Source organism: Paenibacillus terreus (genome assembly GCF_042138595.1).
In the GTDB taxonomy this organism is placed as follows: Bacteria; Bacillota; Bacilli; order Paenibacillales; family Paenibacillaceae; genus Paenibacillus; species Paenibacillus terreus.
Genome location: NZ_JBHIRX010000007.1, coordinates 243047 through 261604 on the forward strand (window position 1 = coordinate 243047; position 18558 = coordinate 261604).

The following is an 18558-nucleotide window of genomic DNA, read 5'->3' on the forward strand; positions in this document are numbered from 1 at the left end:
TACTCTATCGCTAAAGCTATTGCGTTCGCAATTGAGCAACCAAATGATGTGGATGTCAGTGAAATAGTAGTCCGCCCCACAGCGCAAGGATAGAAAACACATAGGAGTTCACAAGGTCCCGGCCGTCTGCTTCAACAGACGGCTACAGAGGCCTTTTGCTTCGTGACGATTCAGATCATAATGCTGTTTCTTTTCGGACGTGCCGGGCACGGTGATCGGCAGTCGAAACCACGAGGATAGAGTAAATGGATACCATTGGTTCGTTATTGCCGGAGCATAATTGCATAAATGACAACTCATCCCTCCTGATTCACGGTCAGACTTGAGCAATACCGCCATCTACGAACAATTCGATGCCGTTCACATAGCTGCTTTCCTCCGAGGCCAGAAACATTACCGCGCTGGCAATCTCCTCCGTCTTACCCAAGCGGCTTAGCGGAACGGCATCCTTCGCCGATTCAAGGACTTGATTTAGCGACTCGCCAAACAGATCATCATAAGCTGGCGTGTGGACCCCGCCAGGGCTCAGTACATTAAGTCGTATCCCAGTGCCTTTCAAATCCATTATCCAGTTCCTCGCCATCTGACGGAGAGCCGCCTTGCTACCTCCGTAGACACTAAACCCTGGGTCGCCAATCGTACCCGCCGTCGAACCGGTTATGATGATGGTTCCCGTCATATTTGGAAACAGCGGCAAAGCCTTTTGGATGGTGAACAAAGTACCTTTTACATTCACGTTGAATGTCGTGTCGTACTGCTCTTCCGTAATTTGACCCAAGGGCAGGATGCTGCCAAGTCCAGCGTTTGCGAATAGAATATCCAGATGCCCTTTCTCCTGCTTTACCGTATCAAACAGTCTGTCCAAGTCCTTCAAATTAGAAATGTCACCTTGAACGCCGGTAACCCGGTCACCGATCAATTTTACTGCCGCGTCCAGCTCGCTTTGTCTGCGGCCGGTAATGAATACGTAGGCCCCTTCCGAAACGAATCGTTGTGCCGTCGTAAGTCCGATACCGCTTGTACCTCCGGTGACAACTGCTACCTTTCCTTCAAATTTCCCCATTTCTATATGCCTCCCATTGAAATTAATGTATCCTCCTGGACCTTAAAGCGTTAAAGATTCAACGTCATCACGCATTCGTTATATGACTTCCCCATTCGCCCTTCGGCTGCAACCAGCTGACGCTTCTATCCACAATTAAATCGCCCAGTGTTCTTTCGTAATTCTTGCGGTATGGTTTAGTAAATTCTTCCGCAAGCCAGCTATCTCTCGTGCCTTGCCATGTTTCATAAATGATCAAGTCATCCGGCTGATCCAGATCGTCCGAAACAATGGCGCTGATGAATGCCTTCTCGGATGACATCTCCTCAATAAGGGAATACAGCTCCTTGCGGAATTCTTCTTTTTTCCCTGGTTTAGCTTTGAATCGAATATTCAGTTGGATTTGTTGAGTGGGCATGTTGTTGTTTCCTTTCCTCCAATTTTTATTTGCTTATGTGCTTATCTTAACGCAGCATGCTGCATTTATCTGTAATCTAATTTACAGAAGCTAAGCATTTCTCTTGAGCTAGCCTGGCTCATTTCGTTTTGTTGACCGGAGTATTAAGAAAAATTATTTGGAAACAACTCCAAAAGGTGCTGTCCATCAGATTTCTGAGCAGAGAGCACCTTTTTTTCTTAAGCTGAGAGTTGTTGTTAATTCAATAGTTATTTCAACTCCTCCGTTAATTTTTCGATATCAATCATTACCATTTTACGGCTGGTAATGATAATACCTTCATTAGATAAGTCCTGTAAGGTAAGTGACACCGCTTCTCTTGTTGCTCCGATCATATTAGCCAACTCTTGGTGGGTCAACGGGATATCTATTTTTCGGTAGCCCTTTTCTTCTACACCGAATTTTATGGAAAGTCTATTGAGAAAGTATAGAACTTTACCACGCAGATCTTTGAAAACCATTCTCTCCAGTACCTCATCTTGTACTCGTAATCTCATACTTACTTCCGATAGAAACCTTAAAGTGAGTTCAGAGTGTTTGCTTAAAAGCGGTTCAAGTTGCTCTGTCGGTATGGAGTAGAGCTGCGTTTCCTCCATCGTTTCCACGTAAGTTCCGCTTGTACCTAGAGAAAATGACTGGACTTCACCAAAGATTCCGCTCTCGCTAAGAATGCAAACCGTATACTGTTTGCCCGCTGGATCGGTTTTATAAAATCGAAGCTTGCCTTTGTTTATGATATATAAACCAGCCTTCTCGCTTTCAGGCGTTAGAAAAATTGAACCTTTAGGCAGTGTTTTGATATTTGTCCCATCAATCGTCTGTTCGATTTCGCAGATAATTTCCGGTGGAAGCGATTCGAATATGTTGATACGCGACAATAGCGAAATGATGCTGTTCTTATCCTGTTTCATAATTCCTCGCTTTACAGTCTTTATTCCTATTCAATTTGTCTCCGAATAGGTCCTCCCTCTTTATTATCCTAGCGCACTATGTTGCATTTTATCTGTAATCTAACTTACAGTCCAGTTGGTACGTTTCCAGTTAAGCTTATGATGTAGTAAGGCTTGAGCGCTAACCTGCAAATGATAAATTCCATATCAACTACAGGTTAGCCCGATTCAAATCACCTTGACCTTAAGCCTCACTTGCGTTAGTTCTTGGTTCAAATCGCGCTCGGGGGACATATCCAGCACAGGCAAACCGTTAACATCGAAATGTACTCTGCGGAGCCCTACGGATCTGGGACCGACAGGGTTGGGACCAATGCCGTGGTACACCAGCATCAGATCGCCATTTTCATCCTTTACAAAGGAGTTATGACCCGGACCATACACCTTCTCTGCCGATAACGAAGATAATACAGGCGCATTGCTCTTCACCCAGTTGGCGGGATTCAGCAGATCCGTACCTCTTTTGGCAGTTAAGGTTCCAACCGCATAGGTAGGCTCATTTGCAGACCCGCCGGAATAAGTCATGATCATATATTCGTCGGTAACGATACAATACGGTCCTTCATTATTGATGGTATGCCTGTTATTTTCCCAGCCATAGAGCGGCCGGGCTATTAACACGGGTTCGCTGGTCAACTGCCAGGGTCTGGCTGGGTCGATGGTGGCGATCAACAGCATGGAACCCGAATCCTCCGGCGACCAGCGGCGCCAGGACCAAATTACATAAGACCCTCCATCCACCTCCAGATAGGTCATGTCCAATGTGATCTCCAATGCCCCGCCGTCTTCACGAACCGATCCCAGATACGATCCATCCTTATCCACCATGCGAATGGGATGTTCCCAGTCAGATGCCGTGATGATTCGTCCGCCGTTCTTTAGTTTCATGATATGAGCTTGTGGCCCCCACACGGAACCGCTGACCGCAAAGAAAAGATATAATTCGCCGCTAATGATATGAAACTCGGGTGCCCAGAAGGTCTGGACATATCCCCTGGACTCATCTTTATCCAAAATCACATGTTCGATGATATCGGACGTAAACAGGCCTTGAATGGTATCGGCTTCACGCACATATAACCCAATATTACCGTTATCATCATTTGTTGCAATAAAATAGTACTTATTCTCCCATCTAAATATGACAGGGTCCGCGCGGCCGACTGCGACGGGAAAAGGGTAAAACTCTTGCGTGACCGTGCCGGTAATCTCATAACTCCCGGCTGTATGGAAGTCGATATCGTCCGTATTCCATTTCACCTGCTTGACTGCCTTCGAGCCATCGGTATAGAACGCAGTTGCCGTAATGGCATGAATATCATCAGCGGTTTTAGCTACGGCTGTTTCCGGCACTTCAACAGCTATGTTCATTAACGGCGACCGGTTCATGAGTAATTTTCTGCCGAAATCACCATCTACATGGATGATATTTGACTCCACAGCGCCTGTCACTTTCGTCGTAGCTGCACCATAAGTAAACACACTTCCCCGAACAGGTTCGGACACGGTCTGCACATCATAGAGGTCTTCCAGATCATTTCTGTAATAATTGCCGTTAAGGTCACACCAATGAATTTCGTAGTTGCCTGTGCAGGAGTTGTACTCACAAGTCACCTCGCGCACATACTCATTCACGCCGAGGTGAACCAATCCTACCTCGGTGAAGTTGATCAAATTACTTGTTGTCCATAACAAAATGCATCCCTTGCTCTCATGATCAGCACTACCGTTTGCGTCGATCCGCACAGCCACCACACCAAAGATATGATCAGCTGTATGGAATAGATAGGGATTCCTCAGCCCTTTCTCATTGATTGTATCGTTGGACGAAATCGTGGCGGTGGCATACAGAACACCGGAGTTATGATGAAGCGATTGATAGGTTTCGTCTTGCTTGCCGCGATAAGCGAGGTGAAGACTATAGGCCATGTATGTGGAATAAAGCAGCTCATCCTCCAATGGGACGCGAGTATATGCAGCAATACTGCCGAAATCGTTGCTCAGGACCTTTACCGTGAAAGTCTTGGATGCAGCAAGGGTGCCATCCATCGTGTATTGAGCCACCAACGTGACCGTTTCACTGCCGTTCTCCGGCGTGAGGACAGTTCCTTCGCTAATCAACGTATTACCAGCCCAGTGAATCGTTCCAAAACCGAATTGACGGGGTAATGCGGTACCTGGTGCAAGCACATAAGAAATGCTGAAGTAGTCGCAAAAATACGCCGGCTGTTCGCTTTTCGGAACAACCGGAATTACGAAATCCCTGCATATACGCTCATCCTCACAGCATACTGAAGCCGTCAAGGTAACCCGAATTTGCTTCTCGGGCAATGCCACCTTGCCTTCATGGGTAAGAATGAGCGGATGGCTGGAAGTCCATTGGATTGGAATTCCAGCCGTATGAGCCGGAAGCTTGAGTGCATCCTCTGTCAAAATTACGCCCATCGGGATACACTCATTTAACGCCAGTTTGTCTAGTAATGCATTCATATCCATGATTGCCCCCCGCGCACTCAACATAAAATCGGCAAATCGGCATTATCTCGCGTGAATAACGGGATTTGATCCAAAGGTGCTTTCACGAGCAGGGTTTGACCGCCATGAAAGGTTTCTCCACTATAAGCGTTCGTCCATAACGAACCGATGGGCAAATATACGGAACGTTGTCTTTCCCCTTCCGCCAGTACGGGGGCAACCAGCAAATCCGGTCCAAACATATACTGATCATCGATACTCCAGGCCTCTTTATCCTGCGGGAAATCGTAAAACAATGGACGCATCGGCGGAGTGCCTCGTTCATGAGCCTCCCTCATCAAACCGGTTATGTATGGTTTGAGGCGCTCGCGAATGTGCATGAATGTCTTAAAGATTTCGTAGGCTTCATCCCCGTAGCTCCATACTTCGTTATCCGATCCGCTTCCGCATAACCCCCCGCCTTTCGTTCCCTGGGGAGCGACAAAGGGATGACGGTCCCCATGCAGCCGGAACACCGGACAAAACGCGCCATACTGAAACCAGCGGATGATACATTCCCGGAAAGAAGCCTCCTGTGGATCGCCTCCATGGAATCCACCGATATCTGTTGTCCACCAGGGGATGCCCGCAATGGCCATATTCAGCCCGGCTCGCACTTGAATACTTAATACCTCAAAACTGGAGTGGATGTCGCCGGACCATACCAGAGCACCGTAACGCTGGCTTCCCGCCCACGCCGTACGTACCAGGTTGATGATATTGGACTGACCGGCAGCAGTCATCCCATCATAAAATGTTTGACTGTATTTCTGCGGATAAATATTGCCGACCTGCTGGCTGGAGCCGATGTGATAACGATAAATATCATGATCGTATACGCTGAGTTCAGGCTCGGCTTCATCCAGCCAAAAAATACGAATTCCTTTATCATAATAATTTTGTTTGATGGTCTCCCATAGAAAAATACGGGCTTCCGGATTGGTCGCATCAAAGATAGCGTTTTCACCAAGAAACCTGAATTGCGTGCGAACACCGCGATCCGAACGGAGCAGGTAGCCCTTCTCCAACATGTAGGCATAGTTCTCGCTCTCGGTTTGCACCGTAGGCCATACGGAAACCATCAGTTGAATTCCCATCTCCTGCAGTTCACGAACCATCGCTTCAGGATCAGGCCAGTACTCGGCATCGAACTTCCAATCCCCTTGATTCGTCCAATGAAAGAAATCAACAACGATCACGTCAATCGGCAATTGACGGCGCTTGTATTCTCTGGCCACCTGGAGCAATTCTTCCTGGGTTCGGTAGCGAAGCTTGCACTGCCAAAATCCCATGGCATGGTCAGGCATCATCGGTACCGTGCCCGTAACAGCAGCATAATTCTCTTCAATCTCGGAGGGAGTATCTCCAGCCGTAATCCAATAATCGAGCTGTTTGCACGAAGGAGCATGCCACTGTGTCCTATTTAAGCTGAAATGTACCTCCCCTATAGCCGGATTGTGCCAAAGAAAGCCGTAACCCTCACTGGAAAGGACGAACGGCACGCTGAACTGACTGTTGCGATGAGTCAGATCCAAGGTGCACCCTTTCAGATTCAAGAAAGAATGCTGGTATTGTCCCATGCCAAACAACTTTTCGGATGGATTCGATTCCAAACGCAATTTAACGGAAAAATCACTGCCGCCGGGGGTCGCTCTTAACTCCCTGCCGCCATATTTTAGCTGATACGTTTTTTCCGTTTCTTGCAGCAGTAATTTCCCATGCTGGTTGTAGAAGAGGATTTGACCGCTTTTTCTGATTTCAGCCTTGATATTTCCGTTGGTGATGGTGGCCGCACCTTCCTCAATCACGATGTCAGCCTGCTGTTGAGGTGGAGGTAATAATGCCCACTCCTCATTAGTTATTTCTGCGTAAGAAGCCCTGACGCGGAAGGAATGATGCCCCCAAGGTTCAATCCAAAGTCTCTCGTGGTCATACTCTCTGATTAGTCGGCCGTTTTCTATACGAAACATTATCGAGTCCCTCCCAGGTATTTGCATGAACAATCCAGAATAGTGCTGCGATATTGTGTAGGTGTGCAGCCGTAAACCTTTTTAAATGTTTCCGTAAACCGATTGACATTGCTGAACCCGGTCAAATTTGAAATTTCAACAATTTTTTTATCCGAGGTTTCCAGCAAATTCACGGCCTCCAGCAATCGGTGCTGATTCAATAATTCCAGTGGGGTCAAATCGAAATGCTTTTTGACAAATCGACAAAAATATGACGGATTCATATTCACTTGCTTCGCCATATCGTTCAGCGATATGCGATGGCTGTAATTTTCTTTGATATAAGACAAAAACCTGATGGCCAATAAGGAATTATGATTCCCCAATGCTCGGCCTGGAACTAATTCGGTATCCGTCACGCAGCCTTCCATCCGGAACAGGATTTCGAACAGCATGGCCTTGATTTTCAACTCATAACCCGCAGGCTTATCAAAATATACCTGAGTGATTTCACGTAAGATCGGCAATAACCCTGATTGGGTATCCGAATCTTTCTTCATAACCAAAGGATACTGTCGACGCTGCAAAAACAAGGACGAAACATACTTGTTTTGAATAAGATCATTTTCAAAGCTGGACAAAAAGTTATAGTGAACCAGTACAGCATAAAAAACAATTTCCCCCTCATCCACGCGACTGGCAGAATGCAGCATATTCGGGGGGATGATTAATACATCGCCGCTATTTAAAATTATTTTTTCCTGTCCCACATAGAATTGGGCACTGCCTTTATCCATGAACAAAAATTCCAACTCTTCATTCCAATGGGAGTAGAGCACCAGGTTTCTGAAGCCTGGAACATGTGTCTTGTAGACACCCACGCGAAAATGCTTGTTGCCATGCTGCAATTTTTCCTTCAAATCTCTTGTTACAAACGCGCCATTAGATGCTGTGGATCCATCATCTGGATGCTTCTTCATTGTTCACCACTCTCTAATCCATGCGAATTAACCTTTCACCGCACCGATCATGACACCCTTTTCAAAATACTTCTGGATAAACGGGTATATGATTAACAACGGCACGGTCGATACAATAATTACAGCAAATTTGATTTGGTCTGCATATTGCTGAGCATAGCTGCCGGCTCCCGCCCCGGCCCCCGAGCCTGCTCCACCAGCAAACGCTTGATTGGATAACAGAATATTGCGCAGGACGATCTGCAGCGGCTGTAAATGGTCAGAGTTAAGATATAACAATGGGTTGAAGAAATCATTCCAATGTCCGACAGCGTAGTAGAGTGCAATAACCGAGATAACTGCTTTTGAAAGCGGAGTGACCACAGAGGCCAAGTAGCGAAAATGAGAACAACCGTCCAGGAGTGCCGCTTCATGCAGTTCATCCGGAATCGAGCTTTCAAAAAAGGTCCTTGTAATAATAAGGTTATAGACGCTGACCGCTCCATTAATGATCATAATCCAAGGTGTATTGAGCAGCTGCAAGTCTCTGAAAAGCAGGTAGGTGGGGATCATTCCCCCGCTGAAATACATGGTGAACACAAACAGAGGCATAATGATTTTTCTGGCCCGGAACTCTCTTCGGGAAAGTGAATACGCTGCGGGTATCGTCACTGCCAAATTCAATAACGTTCCGAAGACTGTATAAATAATCGTGTTCAGGTACCCTTGCCAAATCCGGGTATCGGCAAAAATCTTCTCGTATCCGTAGAAATTGATTCCTTTCGGAAAGAAGATCACTTGCCCCTGGTTCACCATCGTTGAATTGCTGAATGACGCAATAATAATGAAATATAAAGGATACGCTATCACCACAAAGGTAAAGATGCTAATGACGATGACGAGAATTCTATAGAGTCGATCAGCTATGCCCCCACCCGAGTCTGCCACATGCTTATGTTTTGAAGCTGAAGATTTTGTTTTTGCAGGTACCATCCCATCCCCTCCTTTACATTAAGCTAATGTTCGAAGACTTCTTCGCGATTGAGTTCGCGAGCATCAAAAACAGGAAGTTAACGACCGTATTGAACAAACCAACCGCTGAACCGAAGCTGTACTGATTGGATTTTACGCCGACATTGAATACATACGTGGAAATGACTTCGGATACCGGCTTATTCAAACTGTTCTGCATGAGAAATGTTTTTTCAAAACCGACACTCAGCATGCTGCCCATATTCAGAATGAGCAGAATAATAATCGTGGGCATAATTGCGGGTATTTCTACGTTCCGCACAATTTGCCACCGATTGGCGCCGTCGATTCGCGCAGCGTCGTACAACTGTGTTTCTACTGTAGAAAGGGCAGCGATAAAAATAATACTGTTCCAGCCACACACCTGCCATATGCCTGATAAAACATAAACCGGCACAAACGCGGAAGGGTTGCCTAACAGATTAATATCGGTGGGAATCAGATGAAAGGTTTTCAGAAACAAGTCGAGAACTCCGCTCGAAGGAGAAAGCAAGATTTGAAGCAGAGCTACCATAACCACGGTGGAAATAAAGTATGGCATGTAAACCGTCGTTTGGAGAATACGCTTGAACTTTCTGCTTCTGATCGAATTAATGACCAGTGCCAGCAGAATCGGCATGGGAAAGCCCAGCAGAATGGAAAAGAAGGCGATAACAAATGTATTTCTGAGCGTCGGCCAAAACATAGGACTGTTAAAGTATTGTTCAAAATACTTGAATCCGGCCCAGTCGCCTCCGGTAAATCCCTTGCTGAAATCAAAATCCCGAAACGCAAGCTGGATGCCATACATCGGGCCATATGCGAAAATAGCGATATAAAGCAAGGCCGGGAGAACCAGAATCCATAATTGATAATTGCCCTTCTGCGTCGATTTCATCAAGCGTCCCTCCTACTTAAGAGTAGTCAAATATTCATCGTACGCTTTTTGGCGGATCTCTAAATTCTGAGTAAGTCCGGCATCATAGACAGACCTTACATAAGCATCCCATTCACTTTCGATGTTGGCACCTGTCGTCATCCATTGAGCCCATTTCTGATCCGTAATATTATTGATGTTCGCCTGATTCAAGGCCAACGTATTAATTTCTTCAGTTGTATATTTCATGAAATCCTGCGGGTAGACATTAGATCTCTGGTCGGCTTTTTTCAACAGATCGTCGTATACTGCTTTCTCATCCAGCACGCTTTGCATGTCGGTACCTAACGTTATTTTATCCTGGATATCGTCCGCGATATAAAAAGGGCCCAGATCCGCGAATGCATTGGTCCACTTCCATGATCCGGGATCAATGGAAGGATCCGCAGGAGGCAGAACTTGATAGGTACCATCTCCATTATCCTTGATTCCCTTGTCTGTATCATTCATTCCGCCGAATAATACCTGAATGCTGACCTTCGGATCATAAAATTCATTGATGAATCTCATGGCTGCTTCTTTGTTCTTGGACGTGGAACTGATGGAAACGGCATTATCGCCATAGTTTTGTGTGTAATGGTCGTAACTCCAATACAACTCATTCGTGGAATCGGCATGATGCTTGAGCTGTGGCAATGTAATATACTGGTCTTTCAGCACACTTCCGAATCGGTCTCCCGTCTCCCAGCCCCATGTAAATCCAATCTTCGCAATGTCGCCATTTCCTCTGCCCAGTGATTGGTATTTGGAATAACCCTGGGTAATGGTTTCTTTGTTGATCAGATTTTTACTGTACAGATTTTGCAGAAAGGCAATCATCGTTTTGAAGCGTTCATCCACAAAAAAGTTCTTCACCTCAGCATCTTCCACGAAGTAGCCGTTCGGTGAATCTTCAGATATCGGCATCCCCAGACTTCCCAGCAGGAGCTTGGCAGAGAATCCAGTCGCCATGCCGCTGAAATCCATGGGAATTTCGTCTGTTGAGTCGCCGTTCTGATTGGGGTCCCCGTCCCGGAAGGCAATTAATACGCTTTCAAGTTCATCCCAGGTCGTTGGGGGCTTCAGACCGAGATTGTCAAGCCATGTTTTATTAATGAACATGGACGCTATATTATCGGGCCAGATTCCTTTATATCGGGGAATACCGTAAATTTTGCCGTTGCTTTCAGCCGCGAGTGTTTTCAGTTCGGGGTGTTCTTCAAACATTTTTTGAACATTAGGAGCCTCTTGTTCAATCAATGCGCTCATATCTTCAAACAATCCGTTAAATTGTACGAAATCACTGTCAGTTGTCGCGTTGAACAAGAGATCCGGAACCTGCCCGCTGGCAAAAAGGGCGCTTTTTTTCTGATCCCAATCCGCAGTAATCTGCTGCCACTCAATTTCCACATTCGCCCGGTCTTCCAAGTCTTTGAGCCATTTCATTTGATTGACGTCCTTAGTCAATGAATGTTTCACAATAACAGCCGTTAATTTGGTCTTGCCGGATGAATCCTCCCCGCCGGAATCCGCTCGATTGCTCTGACATCCCGCCAATACCAAGGAAATCATGGAAATTACCAACAAAGCCTGCCTAAAAACCCGCTTCTTCATCACATTGACCCCTCTCCTCATGGATAGCCCCATTCGATTTCATACGAAAATATTCATTTTTCGTATATACATCAACCTAAGGTTCAATTGCATGATTGCGCTTTCAAATCAGGTGATCATTGACAAATGACTGGACGGCTGCCCGGCGCTATCATCATTATAGATGGCCCCCTTCGAATTTGTCTCATTGTATAATAACCATTCATCATCGTATTTTGACTTTTTGCACGTGAAGTGAATTAGAATATGATGTCTATTCTCTGCAAACAAAAATACAAAAACACCGTCTTTTTGGACGATGTTAGGAGTGTTTGGAGATATCCTTAAATCAAATAGCTGCTATCCGGTGAGTACGGCCATCTGTTCTTTCAACAGGTGCCAGTGCAGGCTTGATTGCATATGATTGAAAACGAAATACAGGGAAGTCTTTAGTCGGTCGAGTAAACGCTTTTATTCATCGATTCGGCAATCTGCTAATACTTCAGGTTTAAAGCGCATGCTATCAGCTTCAGTTATAGGGCGAATGACCTTACACGGAACGCCAGCAGCAAAGGTATTCGCCGGAATATCACGAGTTACCACGCTCCCGGCACCAATCACACAGCCGTCACCGATGGTAACCCCGCCACAAACGGTTACATTGGCTGCGAGCCATACATTGTTGCCAATCGTTACGGGTTTTGCATAACATAAGGACTTCATCTCTCCGTGCTGGTCGATCATCTGTTTTCGTTCTGAAGCGATAAAGGGGTGGATTGGTGTGGCGATGGTTACATTGGGGCCAAAAAGGGTATGGCTTCCAATCGTAACCTTAGTGTCATCCTGGACAGTTAGATTATAATTGGCAAAAAAATGATCGCCGATTTCGGTATGTGTTCCATAATGAAAAAAGATTGGCCCTTGCATAAAGCAATGCTTTCCTACACGTCCGAGCAATTGCTGGAGTATAGCTTCACGTTCTTCTCCCTGCTCCTCGTAAGTGTCACTATATTGATGACTAAGCTTATGAGCACGCTGTTTTATCATTCTCAAATCAGGATGTGCTGGACTAAATAACATACCCTGGAAAATACGCTCTTCTTCTTTCATATTGATCAGCCCCTCTTATTTGTTTGTTAATCAATTCAATGAAATGATCTAATTCATACCGTGATTTCAATTTGAATAGACTCTGGTCCCAAGATACAACTTTCATAATAGCCATCACCGGTTGTACGAGGGCCGCTTAAGACGGGGTAACCCGCCTCCATGAGCTTCTTGGTCAATGAATCCACTTTTTCTTTACTTCCAACACTAAACGCGAGATGAATTAAACCTGTTCGCATCAACTCTTTCTGTTCATCCACCATGTTTGGTCGATTCATAATTTCCAGTCTTGCTCCGTTTTCGAATGTTAGAAAGTATGTTCTTAATCCCGTCTTTGGGTTATGATACAGGTCATTGGACGTAGCGTTGAAAAATTTAATGTAAAATTCCTTATTAAGCGATAAATCATTAACGTACATAGCAATATGTTCAATTTTCATCATGTTCTCCTTTTTTCAGCACTTGGTGCCGTCCCCTATTTGTCTCATTCTGAAGTTTCTTGAATCGGTGAGTAGTAAAATCTTTTTATAGATACTTTATAATGATTGTTTATTAAGTGTCCAGCATTATTTTATTTTCAAGTTATGTACCTCTCTGATCAAGTGTAATACTCATATCTTATATCAAGATATGCTTTGTGAGCATTTCTAAAGCGTTTATTATAAAACACAAAGGAGGGGGATAGATGGACATTAGAGTTTTGCGTTATTTTCTTACGGTTGCAAGAGAAGGAAGCATTACGGGTGCTGCCGATTTTTTGCATCTGACACAGCCAACCTTATCTAGACAATTAAAAGATCTTGAACAAGAGTTAGGAAAAAAACTATTTATCCGCAGTAGTCACAGTGTCATTCTCACAGATGAAGGAATGCTCTTAAGAAAGAGAGCGGAAGAAATCGTTGAAATGGTCGATAAATTAGAAGCAGAATTTAAGTCCATGGAAGAAACAATAAGTGGTGATATTTATATAGGCGGTGGGGAAACGGACGCCATGAAACAGATTGCACGGGTAGCAAGAGACTTACAGTTAAGATATCCTAATATAAGGTATCATCTTTACAGCGGAAACGAAGATGATGTAACTGCACGGCTTGACAAGGGGCTGCTTGACTTTGGCATTTTAATTCAACCAGCTGATGTATCAAAATACAATTATATTAACATCCCCGTCAAGGATGTTTGGGGCGTTGTTATGAGGAAAGACAGTCCGCTTGCTTTCAAAGATACCATTCAAACGGCAGATTTAATAGATGTTCCGCTAATCTGTTCACGACAGGTTATGAAGCAGACATTTTCTAAAAATGAATTTGCGGATTGGTTTGGTGAGTATTTTCATAAATTAAACGTCGTGACAACTTACAATCTTGCATATAATGCTGCCATTATGGTTGAAGAAGGCATTGGTTATGCAATAACTCTAGATAAAATCGTGAATACGTCTAGTGAGAGTAACCTTTGTTTTAGACCGCTGGAGCCAAGACTTGAATCTGGCTTAAATATTGTTTGGAAGAAACATCAGGTCTTTTCGGCTGCAGCGGATTTGTTTTTAAAAGAAATTCAGGCTAAATTTTGAGATTTATTAACAAAAACCAAAAACTGCGGTAGTCTTGGACAAATTTGTCCTTGACTGCCGCTTTACTTATTTAATCAATCTAGTCTCATTAGCCGAAAATTATGAAACGGGCAGACAAACACGAAATAACGAGCCTTTCCCCTCCCTGCTTTCCACTTCAATTCTGCCGCCATGCAGCTCCATGATCGATTTAGTGATGGCTAGCCCTAGACCGGCTCCGCCGTACTTTCTTGCCCGCGACGGTTCGCCACGGTAGAACCGTTCGAATATATGCGGAACATGAATCTCCTTGATCCCGGTACCATTATCTTGGACCGAGAGCCTGATTTCTCCAGCCCGTTTTTCCAGGCCGATACGGATATCACCCTTGGATGGATCGGTATACTGAACGGCATTTTGAAACAAATTCAGGATGACTTGCTTCATCTTGTCGGGGTCAAAAGCAATAACCGGATCATCACTCAAATCGAACCAAATTCGCCTCGCTCCAGCGATCATTCGCAATTGTGGCTCCATCTGGCAAATCAGTTCGCCGAGGTTGCCCGAAGTCATGCGGATCTCAGGACTGCGTTCCATCCTCATCATAGCCAACAGGTCTCCGACAAGTTTATTTAACCGCTCCGATTCGCTATACATGCTATTTAACGCTTTTTTCAGTTGATCCGGTTTACCCGCACCCCCTTCGAGCAGTACTTCCAGGAACCCGTGGATCGCGGTCAAAGGGGTGCGAAGTTCGTGCGAGGCGTCAGCGATAAAACGGCGCATTTGTTCCTGAATTTCTTTTTCCAAAGCAAACGAGGTTTCAATTCGCTTCAGCATTCCGTTGAAGGCAACAGCCAGCCGGTCGATTTCCGCGGAACCCTGCTTATTCGGCAAGCGCTCACTCAAATTTTCGCTGTGGATCCGTTCCACGGTGTTCACCATCCTTGACAGTGGAACCATGGTCCTCTTCAGAACGGGACGGAAGATAAGCATGCCTACAATCAGTGCGATCAGCGAACCAATCACATAAATGGTTAATAAATTTTTCTGCAAGGCCAGCGTTTCTGTCAGATCGACGCTTGTTTGAACAATGCCCTGTTCCCCATCTGCAAGGCCGACCAGCTGGTAAATCACCATTTGAACGTTGCTTTTTTCGTCCCGGATGATTTTATAGCCATCCGTCATTTTGCCGGTTTCAAAAATTTTGCCGTATTCCTGCTGTGGCAGCTTGGGAACCGGTAAAGGGCGGCTGGGATTGACGTACAGATCTGAAACGTTCCCGTCTTTTTCGATGAACGCAATCGTCACCACATTGTTTTCCAACGATTTAATCGCAGTAACATCGACTTTTTCCGTTGAACCGTCCTCTTTCCATCGGATCCAACTTTCGGGTGAGACGGAGCGGATTAAACTTTGAATCCCCCACTCCTTTTTGTCATACAAAAGCTGCTGCATCGTGAAATATTGAAAAACGCCAATTAAAATAAAAAGTCCGGCCATGACCAATATGGAGCGGGAGAGGAGCTGAAAACCGAGAGAATTGGGTTCGATACGACGGAAAAAGCGGAACCGTGCCTTCATTGGAAATTCATCCGGTAACCGGAACCCCGAATCGTACGGATCAATTGATGCGAGCGATCCTCGAGCTTCTCCCTCAAATAGCGGATGTATACTTCCACAACATTCTCCTCTCCGGCGAAATCGTACCCCCATACCGCATCCAGAATGGAAGATTTGCTCATGACACGATCGTGATTCAAAACGAGAAACTTAAGCAGTGCGTATTCGGTGCGCGAAAGCTCAAGCAGAGCATCGTGATACCAGATTTCTCTCCGGCTATCGTCAATCCGGAAAGGTCCCCGGATCACTTCACCAAGTAACTCGGGATATATGTTGCGCACCCTGGCATGAATGCGCGCGATCAACTCTTTTAAACTGAAAGGTTTGATCATGTAATCGTCGGCCCCCATATTCAGCGCCTTGACTCGATCATCAACTTCCTCCCTGGCGCTAAGCATGATGACCCCGATCTTATCCATTTTTTTCAACAGATTGCAAACCTCGAACCCGTCCATGCCTGGCATCATCACGTCAAGGATAACAACATGCGGAAGAAACTGCTGAGCCTGAACGACGGCTTCCAGTCCGTCTGAAGCGGCCCGTACATGGAAGCCTCCATTTTGAAGCCCTAACTCTAAAAATTGCACGATGTTCGGTTCATCGTCGACAATGAGCACTCGAATATGACCTAGCTGCAACAAAATAATCACCTCTGCCTATCCGTAAATCGTCATCCTTTGTTATTTAGTTTAGCGTGCTTTTTTCATATAGCAAATGCTCATATCTTATATCAAGAAATGCTTTATGAGCATTTCTGAAGCGTTTATTGTAAAGCAAAAAGGGAACCCCGACAAAGGAGTTCCCTAGAGTTCGTGTCAAAAGAAAATAAAGTTCTAGAGTGAAAAATAAAGTGTTAGACTGAAGATGCTTCATTGAGCTAACTGGCAGTTTAGTTTAGGCAGCGAGTATTTAATCCAGCTGCCTTTTTTCTGTTTAGTGCCGACTTTTGTTTGGTAGAACACTCAGATGCACGAAGTGTCCATTGAGTAAGTAAGAAGGATTCGAAAATAAACGATATTGGAACGAACATTGTGCGTATTTTAACGCCGAAGGTGCCTCTATTATAGCTCCAGTTTTCACAGTCCCCCAAAATAGGGTCAATGATGGGCATTATAATGATAACCAGTAGTTCAGACGTTAACAGCTGTCTCCCAATTTAACGCTTGCCTTAAAGTGTACTTTAAGATTTAGGATGAGGAAGAACCAGCCGATTCCGTCTGAAAATAACCGATAAGGAGCGATTCGGCCAATGGCATTCACGATCAAAGAAGCTTCAGAGCGGCTTGGTTGCCCGGCTCATACGATTCGTTTTTACGAGAAGGAGGGATTGCTCCCTTACATTAAGAGAGATAAGAACGGGAATCGACTGTTCGAACAAGATCACCTAGATTGGATCCGGCTTATGACATGTTTCCGGGCGACAGGGATGAAGCTGTCGTTGCTGAAGGAGATGGTGAACCTTGCGCTCGATGGTGATTCCACGATTCCACAGCGCAAAGCGATCTTGAACCAGTACAAGGAAGATTTATTTCGCCGCCAGAACGAATTGGCCGAAGCACTCGACGCCGTCAATAACAAACTGTCGATATACGAAGACATCGAGAAAGGGAGAATTCCTTCCGAGAGCCAGTTGTTAGTCAAGATGGAGGAGTCAGAGCGACAACAAACATAGAAAGAGGGATTAACAAATGCAGCAAAGAATTTTGGGCAATAGCAATATCCTCGTCTCTTCGATCGGACTGGGAATTATGGGAATGTCTCCAGGCATTTACGGGGAGACTAACGACGAACAGTCAATCCAAACGATCCATCGCGCTTTGGACATAGGCGTCACGATGTTCGATACCGCGGACGTGTACGGGAACGGGCATAACGAAAAGCTGCTCGGCCGTGCTCTTCAAGGGCGCCGCGAGCAAGCCATTATCGCCACCAAGTTCTCGTACACCCCAAATTACGAGAGCATCAGTGGCCATCCTGATTACGTTAAGAAAGCAGTGGAGGATAGCCTTCGCCGTTTGAATACGGATTACATCGATCTATACTACCAACACCGCGTCGATCCGCAAATCCCGATAGAGGAGACGGTCGGAGCGATGGCAGATTTGGTCAAGGCAGGCAAAGTTCGGGCGCTCGGCCTGTCCGAGGCTTCCGCTTCCACCATTCGCCGCGCTCATGCCGTGCATCCGATCTCCGTGCTAGAGAGTGAGTATTCGCTCTGGAGTCGTGACATCGAAGAGGAGATACTCCCTACCGTAAGAGAACTGGGGATTACCCATGTGGCCTACAGTCCACTGAGCAGGGGCTTTATCTCCGGCGAGCTTCGCACTTTCGAGGATCTGGCCGCCGACGATCTTCGCAGATGGATGCCGCGGTTCCAAGGAGACAACTTCCGGAAGAACATTGAGGTTGTCGACAAGATTAAGGAGATCGCGATAGAGAAGAACTGTACACCATCCCAATTGGCCATTGCCTGGACGATTGCCAACGGGGCACTGCCTATCCCGGGTACGAAGCGTATCAAGTACCTGGAGGAAAATGTGGCCGCGGCTGATATCCTTCTTATGAAGGAGGACCTCGAACGAATCGATCAGGTCAGCCCCAAGAATGTCGTTCACGGCACGCGTTATATGAAAGAACAGATGACGCTGCTCGACGGCTAGACTATAATCAGAAGAAGCAATGGTCCACGGGCTCCGTGGACTATTTGCAATTGGATATTGTCTCAGGAGGTCGGCAGCCATGAACGCTCGTTTTACAGATCGAATCAAAATCGCTCCAGGCTTCTGGACGAGCCTGAGAGAAATCGGATAGAACCCATTGACGTTGCGCGCCAATTGAATCTTCCGATAACGATAATTAACGGACCGGTCGTACAGATCTACATG

16 protein-coding genes are annotated in these 18558 nt (G+C 45.7%); 3 read left to right on the forward strand and 13 right to left on the reverse strand.

Going from position 1 to position 18558, the window contains the following annotated elements; genetic code table 11:
• Positions 1-316: 316 nt before the first annotated feature.
• The 11 genes from ACE5KN_RS15145 to ACE5KN_RS15195 all read right to left on the reverse strand — a co-directional run bounded on the left by ACE5KN_RS15145 (position 317) and on the right by ACE5KN_RS15195 (position 12938).
• Complete coding sequence (locus ACE5KN_RS15145) at positions 317-1063, reverse strand: SDR family NAD(P)-dependent oxidoreductase (RefSeq protein WP_375523964.1); 747 nt, start codon at positions 1061-1063, stop codon at positions 317-319.
• A 67-nt stretch (positions 1064-1130) separates the two neighbouring features.
• On the reverse strand, positions 1131-1460 hold the full coding sequence (locus ACE5KN_RS15150; RefSeq protein ID WP_375523965.1) for a putative quinol monooxygenase: 330 nt from the start codon (positions 1458-1460) through the stop codon (positions 1131-1133).
• Positions 1461-1708: 248 nt separating this feature from the next.
• Complete coding sequence (locus tag ACE5KN_RS15155; RefSeq protein WP_375523966.1) at positions 1709-2410, reverse strand: Crp/Fnr family transcriptional regulator; 702 nt, start codon at positions 2408-2410, stop codon at positions 1709-1711.
• 207 nt (positions 2411-2617) lie between these two features.
• Complete coding sequence (locus ACE5KN_RS15160) at positions 2618-4939, reverse strand: family 43 glycosylhydrolase (protein ID WP_375523967.1); 2322 nt, start codon at positions 4937-4939, stop codon at positions 2618-2620.
• A 23-nt stretch (positions 4940-4962) separates the two neighbouring features.
• Positions 4963-6933 carry a glycoside hydrolase family 31 protein gene (locus ACE5KN_RS15165; protein WP_375523968.1) on the reverse strand — a complete coding sequence of 657 codons (1971 nt, stop codon included), beginning with the start codon at positions 6931-6933 and terminating at the stop codon, positions 4963-4965.
• The gene (locus ACE5KN_RS15170; RefSeq protein WP_375523969.1) at positions 6933-7892 is read right to left on the reverse strand and encodes an AraC family transcriptional regulator; all 960 of its coding nucleotides are present in this window, start codon (positions 7890-7892) and stop codon (positions 6933-6935) included. The genes ACE5KN_RS15165 and ACE5KN_RS15170 overlap by 1 nt, the downstream gene beginning before the upstream one ends.
• A 27-nt stretch (positions 7893-7919) precedes the next feature.
• A complete protein-coding gene (locus ACE5KN_RS15175; RefSeq protein WP_375523970.1) occupies positions 7920-8864 on the reverse strand; it encodes a carbohydrate ABC transporter permease in 945 nt (314 codons plus the stop codon).
• Positions 8865-8877: 13 nt separating this feature from the next.
• Positions 8878-9780, reverse strand: a complete 903-nt coding sequence (locus ACE5KN_RS15180) for an ABC transporter permease (protein ID WP_375523971.1) — start codon at positions 9778-9780, stop codon at positions 8878-8880.
• 12 nt (positions 9781-9792) lie between these two features.
• Positions 9793-11385 carry an extracellular solute-binding protein gene (locus ACE5KN_RS15185; RefSeq protein ID WP_375533101.1) on the reverse strand — a complete coding sequence of 531 codons (1593 nt, stop codon included), beginning with the start codon at positions 11383-11385 and terminating at the stop codon, positions 9793-9795.
• Between the two features lie 477 nt (positions 11386-11862).
• Positions 11863-12501, reverse strand: a complete 639-nt coding sequence (locus tag ACE5KN_RS15190; protein WP_375523973.1) for a sugar O-acetyltransferase — start codon at positions 12499-12501, stop codon at positions 11863-11865.
• Between the two features lie 53 nt (positions 12502-12554).
• The gene (locus ACE5KN_RS15195) at positions 12555-12938 is read right to left on the reverse strand and encodes a VOC family protein (RefSeq protein ID WP_375523974.1); all 384 of its coding nucleotides are present in this window, start codon (positions 12936-12938) and stop codon (positions 12555-12557) included.
• Positions 12939-13183: 245 nt separating this feature from the next.
• Here ACE5KN_RS15195 and ACE5KN_RS15200 point away from each other — a divergent pair, with 245 nt between their 5' ends.
• Positions 13184-14071, forward strand: a complete 888-nt coding sequence (locus ACE5KN_RS15200) for a LysR family transcriptional regulator (protein ID WP_375523975.1) — start codon at positions 13184-13186, stop codon at positions 14069-14071.
• A gap of 99 nt (positions 14072-14170) precedes the next feature.
• Here ACE5KN_RS15200 and ACE5KN_RS15205 read toward each other — a convergent pair whose 3' ends face one another.
• Both ACE5KN_RS15205 and ACE5KN_RS15210 read right to left on the reverse strand, forming a co-directional pair.
• Positions 14171-15496, reverse strand: a complete 1326-nt coding sequence (locus tag ACE5KN_RS15205; RefSeq protein ID WP_375523976.1) for a sensor histidine kinase — start codon at positions 15494-15496, stop codon at positions 14171-14173.
• 134 nt (positions 15497-15630) lie between these two features.
• Complete coding sequence (locus tag ACE5KN_RS15210) at positions 15631-16314, reverse strand: response regulator transcription factor (protein ID WP_375524026.1); 684 nt, start codon at positions 16312-16314, stop codon at positions 15631-15633.
• A 608-nt stretch (positions 16315-16922) separates the two neighbouring features.
• Here ACE5KN_RS15210 and ACE5KN_RS15215 point away from each other — a divergent pair.
• On the forward strand, positions 16923-17345 hold the full coding sequence (locus tag ACE5KN_RS15215; RefSeq protein ID WP_375523977.1) for a MerR family transcriptional regulator: 423 nt from the start codon (positions 16923-16925) through the stop codon (positions 17343-17345).
• Between the two features lie 16 nt (positions 17346-17361).
• Positions 17362-18333, forward strand: coding sequence for an aldo/keto reductase (locus tag ACE5KN_RS15220; RefSeq protein WP_375523978.1), 972 nt, complete (start codon positions 17362-17364; stop codon positions 18331-18333).
• Positions 18334-18558 lie beyond the last annotated feature (225 nt).

Bases quoted from the DNA above. Each gene is read 5' to 3' on its own strand.
- ACE5KN_RS15145 (WP_375523964.1), bottom strand. From the start codon at position 1,063: ATGGGGAAATTTGAAGGAAAGGTAGCAGTTGTCACCGGAGGTACAAGC.
- ACE5KN_RS15150 (WP_375523965.1), bottom strand. From the start codon at position 1,460: ATGCCCACTCAACAAATCCAACTGAATATTCGATTCAAAGCTAAACCA.
- ACE5KN_RS15155 (WP_375523966.1), bottom strand. From the start codon at position 2,410: ATGAAACAGGATAAGAACAGCATCATTTCGCTATTGTCGCGTATCAAC.
- ACE5KN_RS15160 (WP_375523967.1), bottom strand. From the start codon at position 4,939: ATGAATGCATTACTAGACAAACTGGCGTTAAATGAGTGTATCCCGATG.
- ACE5KN_RS15165 (WP_375523968.1), bottom strand. From the start codon at position 6,933: ATGTTTCGTATAGAAAACGGCCGACTAATCAGAGAGTATGACCACGAG.
- ACE5KN_RS15170 (WP_375523969.1), bottom strand. From the start codon at position 7,892: ATGAAGAAGCATCCAGATGATGGATCCACAGCATCTAATGGCGCGTTT.
- ACE5KN_RS15175 (WP_375523970.1), bottom strand. From the start codon at position 8,864: ATGGTACCTGCAAAAACAAAATCTTCAGCTTCAAAACATAAGCATGTG.
- ACE5KN_RS15180 (WP_375523971.1), bottom strand. From the start codon at position 9,780: ATGAAATCGACGCAGAAGGGCAATTATCAATTATGGATTCTGGTTCTC.
- ACE5KN_RS15190 (WP_375523973.1), bottom strand. From the start codon at position 12,501: ATGAAAGAAGAAGAGCGTATTTTCCAGGGTATGTTATTTAGTCCAGCA.
- ACE5KN_RS15195 (WP_375523974.1), bottom strand. From the start codon at position 12,938: ATGAAAATTGAACATATTGCTATGTACGTTAATGATTTATCGCTTAAT.
- ACE5KN_RS15200 (WP_375523975.1), top strand. From the start codon at position 13,184: ATGGACATTAGAGTTTTGCGTTATTTTCTTACGGTTGCAAGAGAAGGA.
- ACE5KN_RS15215 (WP_375523977.1), top strand. From the start codon at position 16,923: ATGGCATTCACGATCAAAGAAGCTTCAGAGCGGCTTGGTTGCCCGGCT.
- ACE5KN_RS15220 (WP_375523978.1), top strand. From the start codon at position 17,362: ATGCAGCAAAGAATTTTGGGCAATAGCAATATCCTCGTCTCTTCGATC.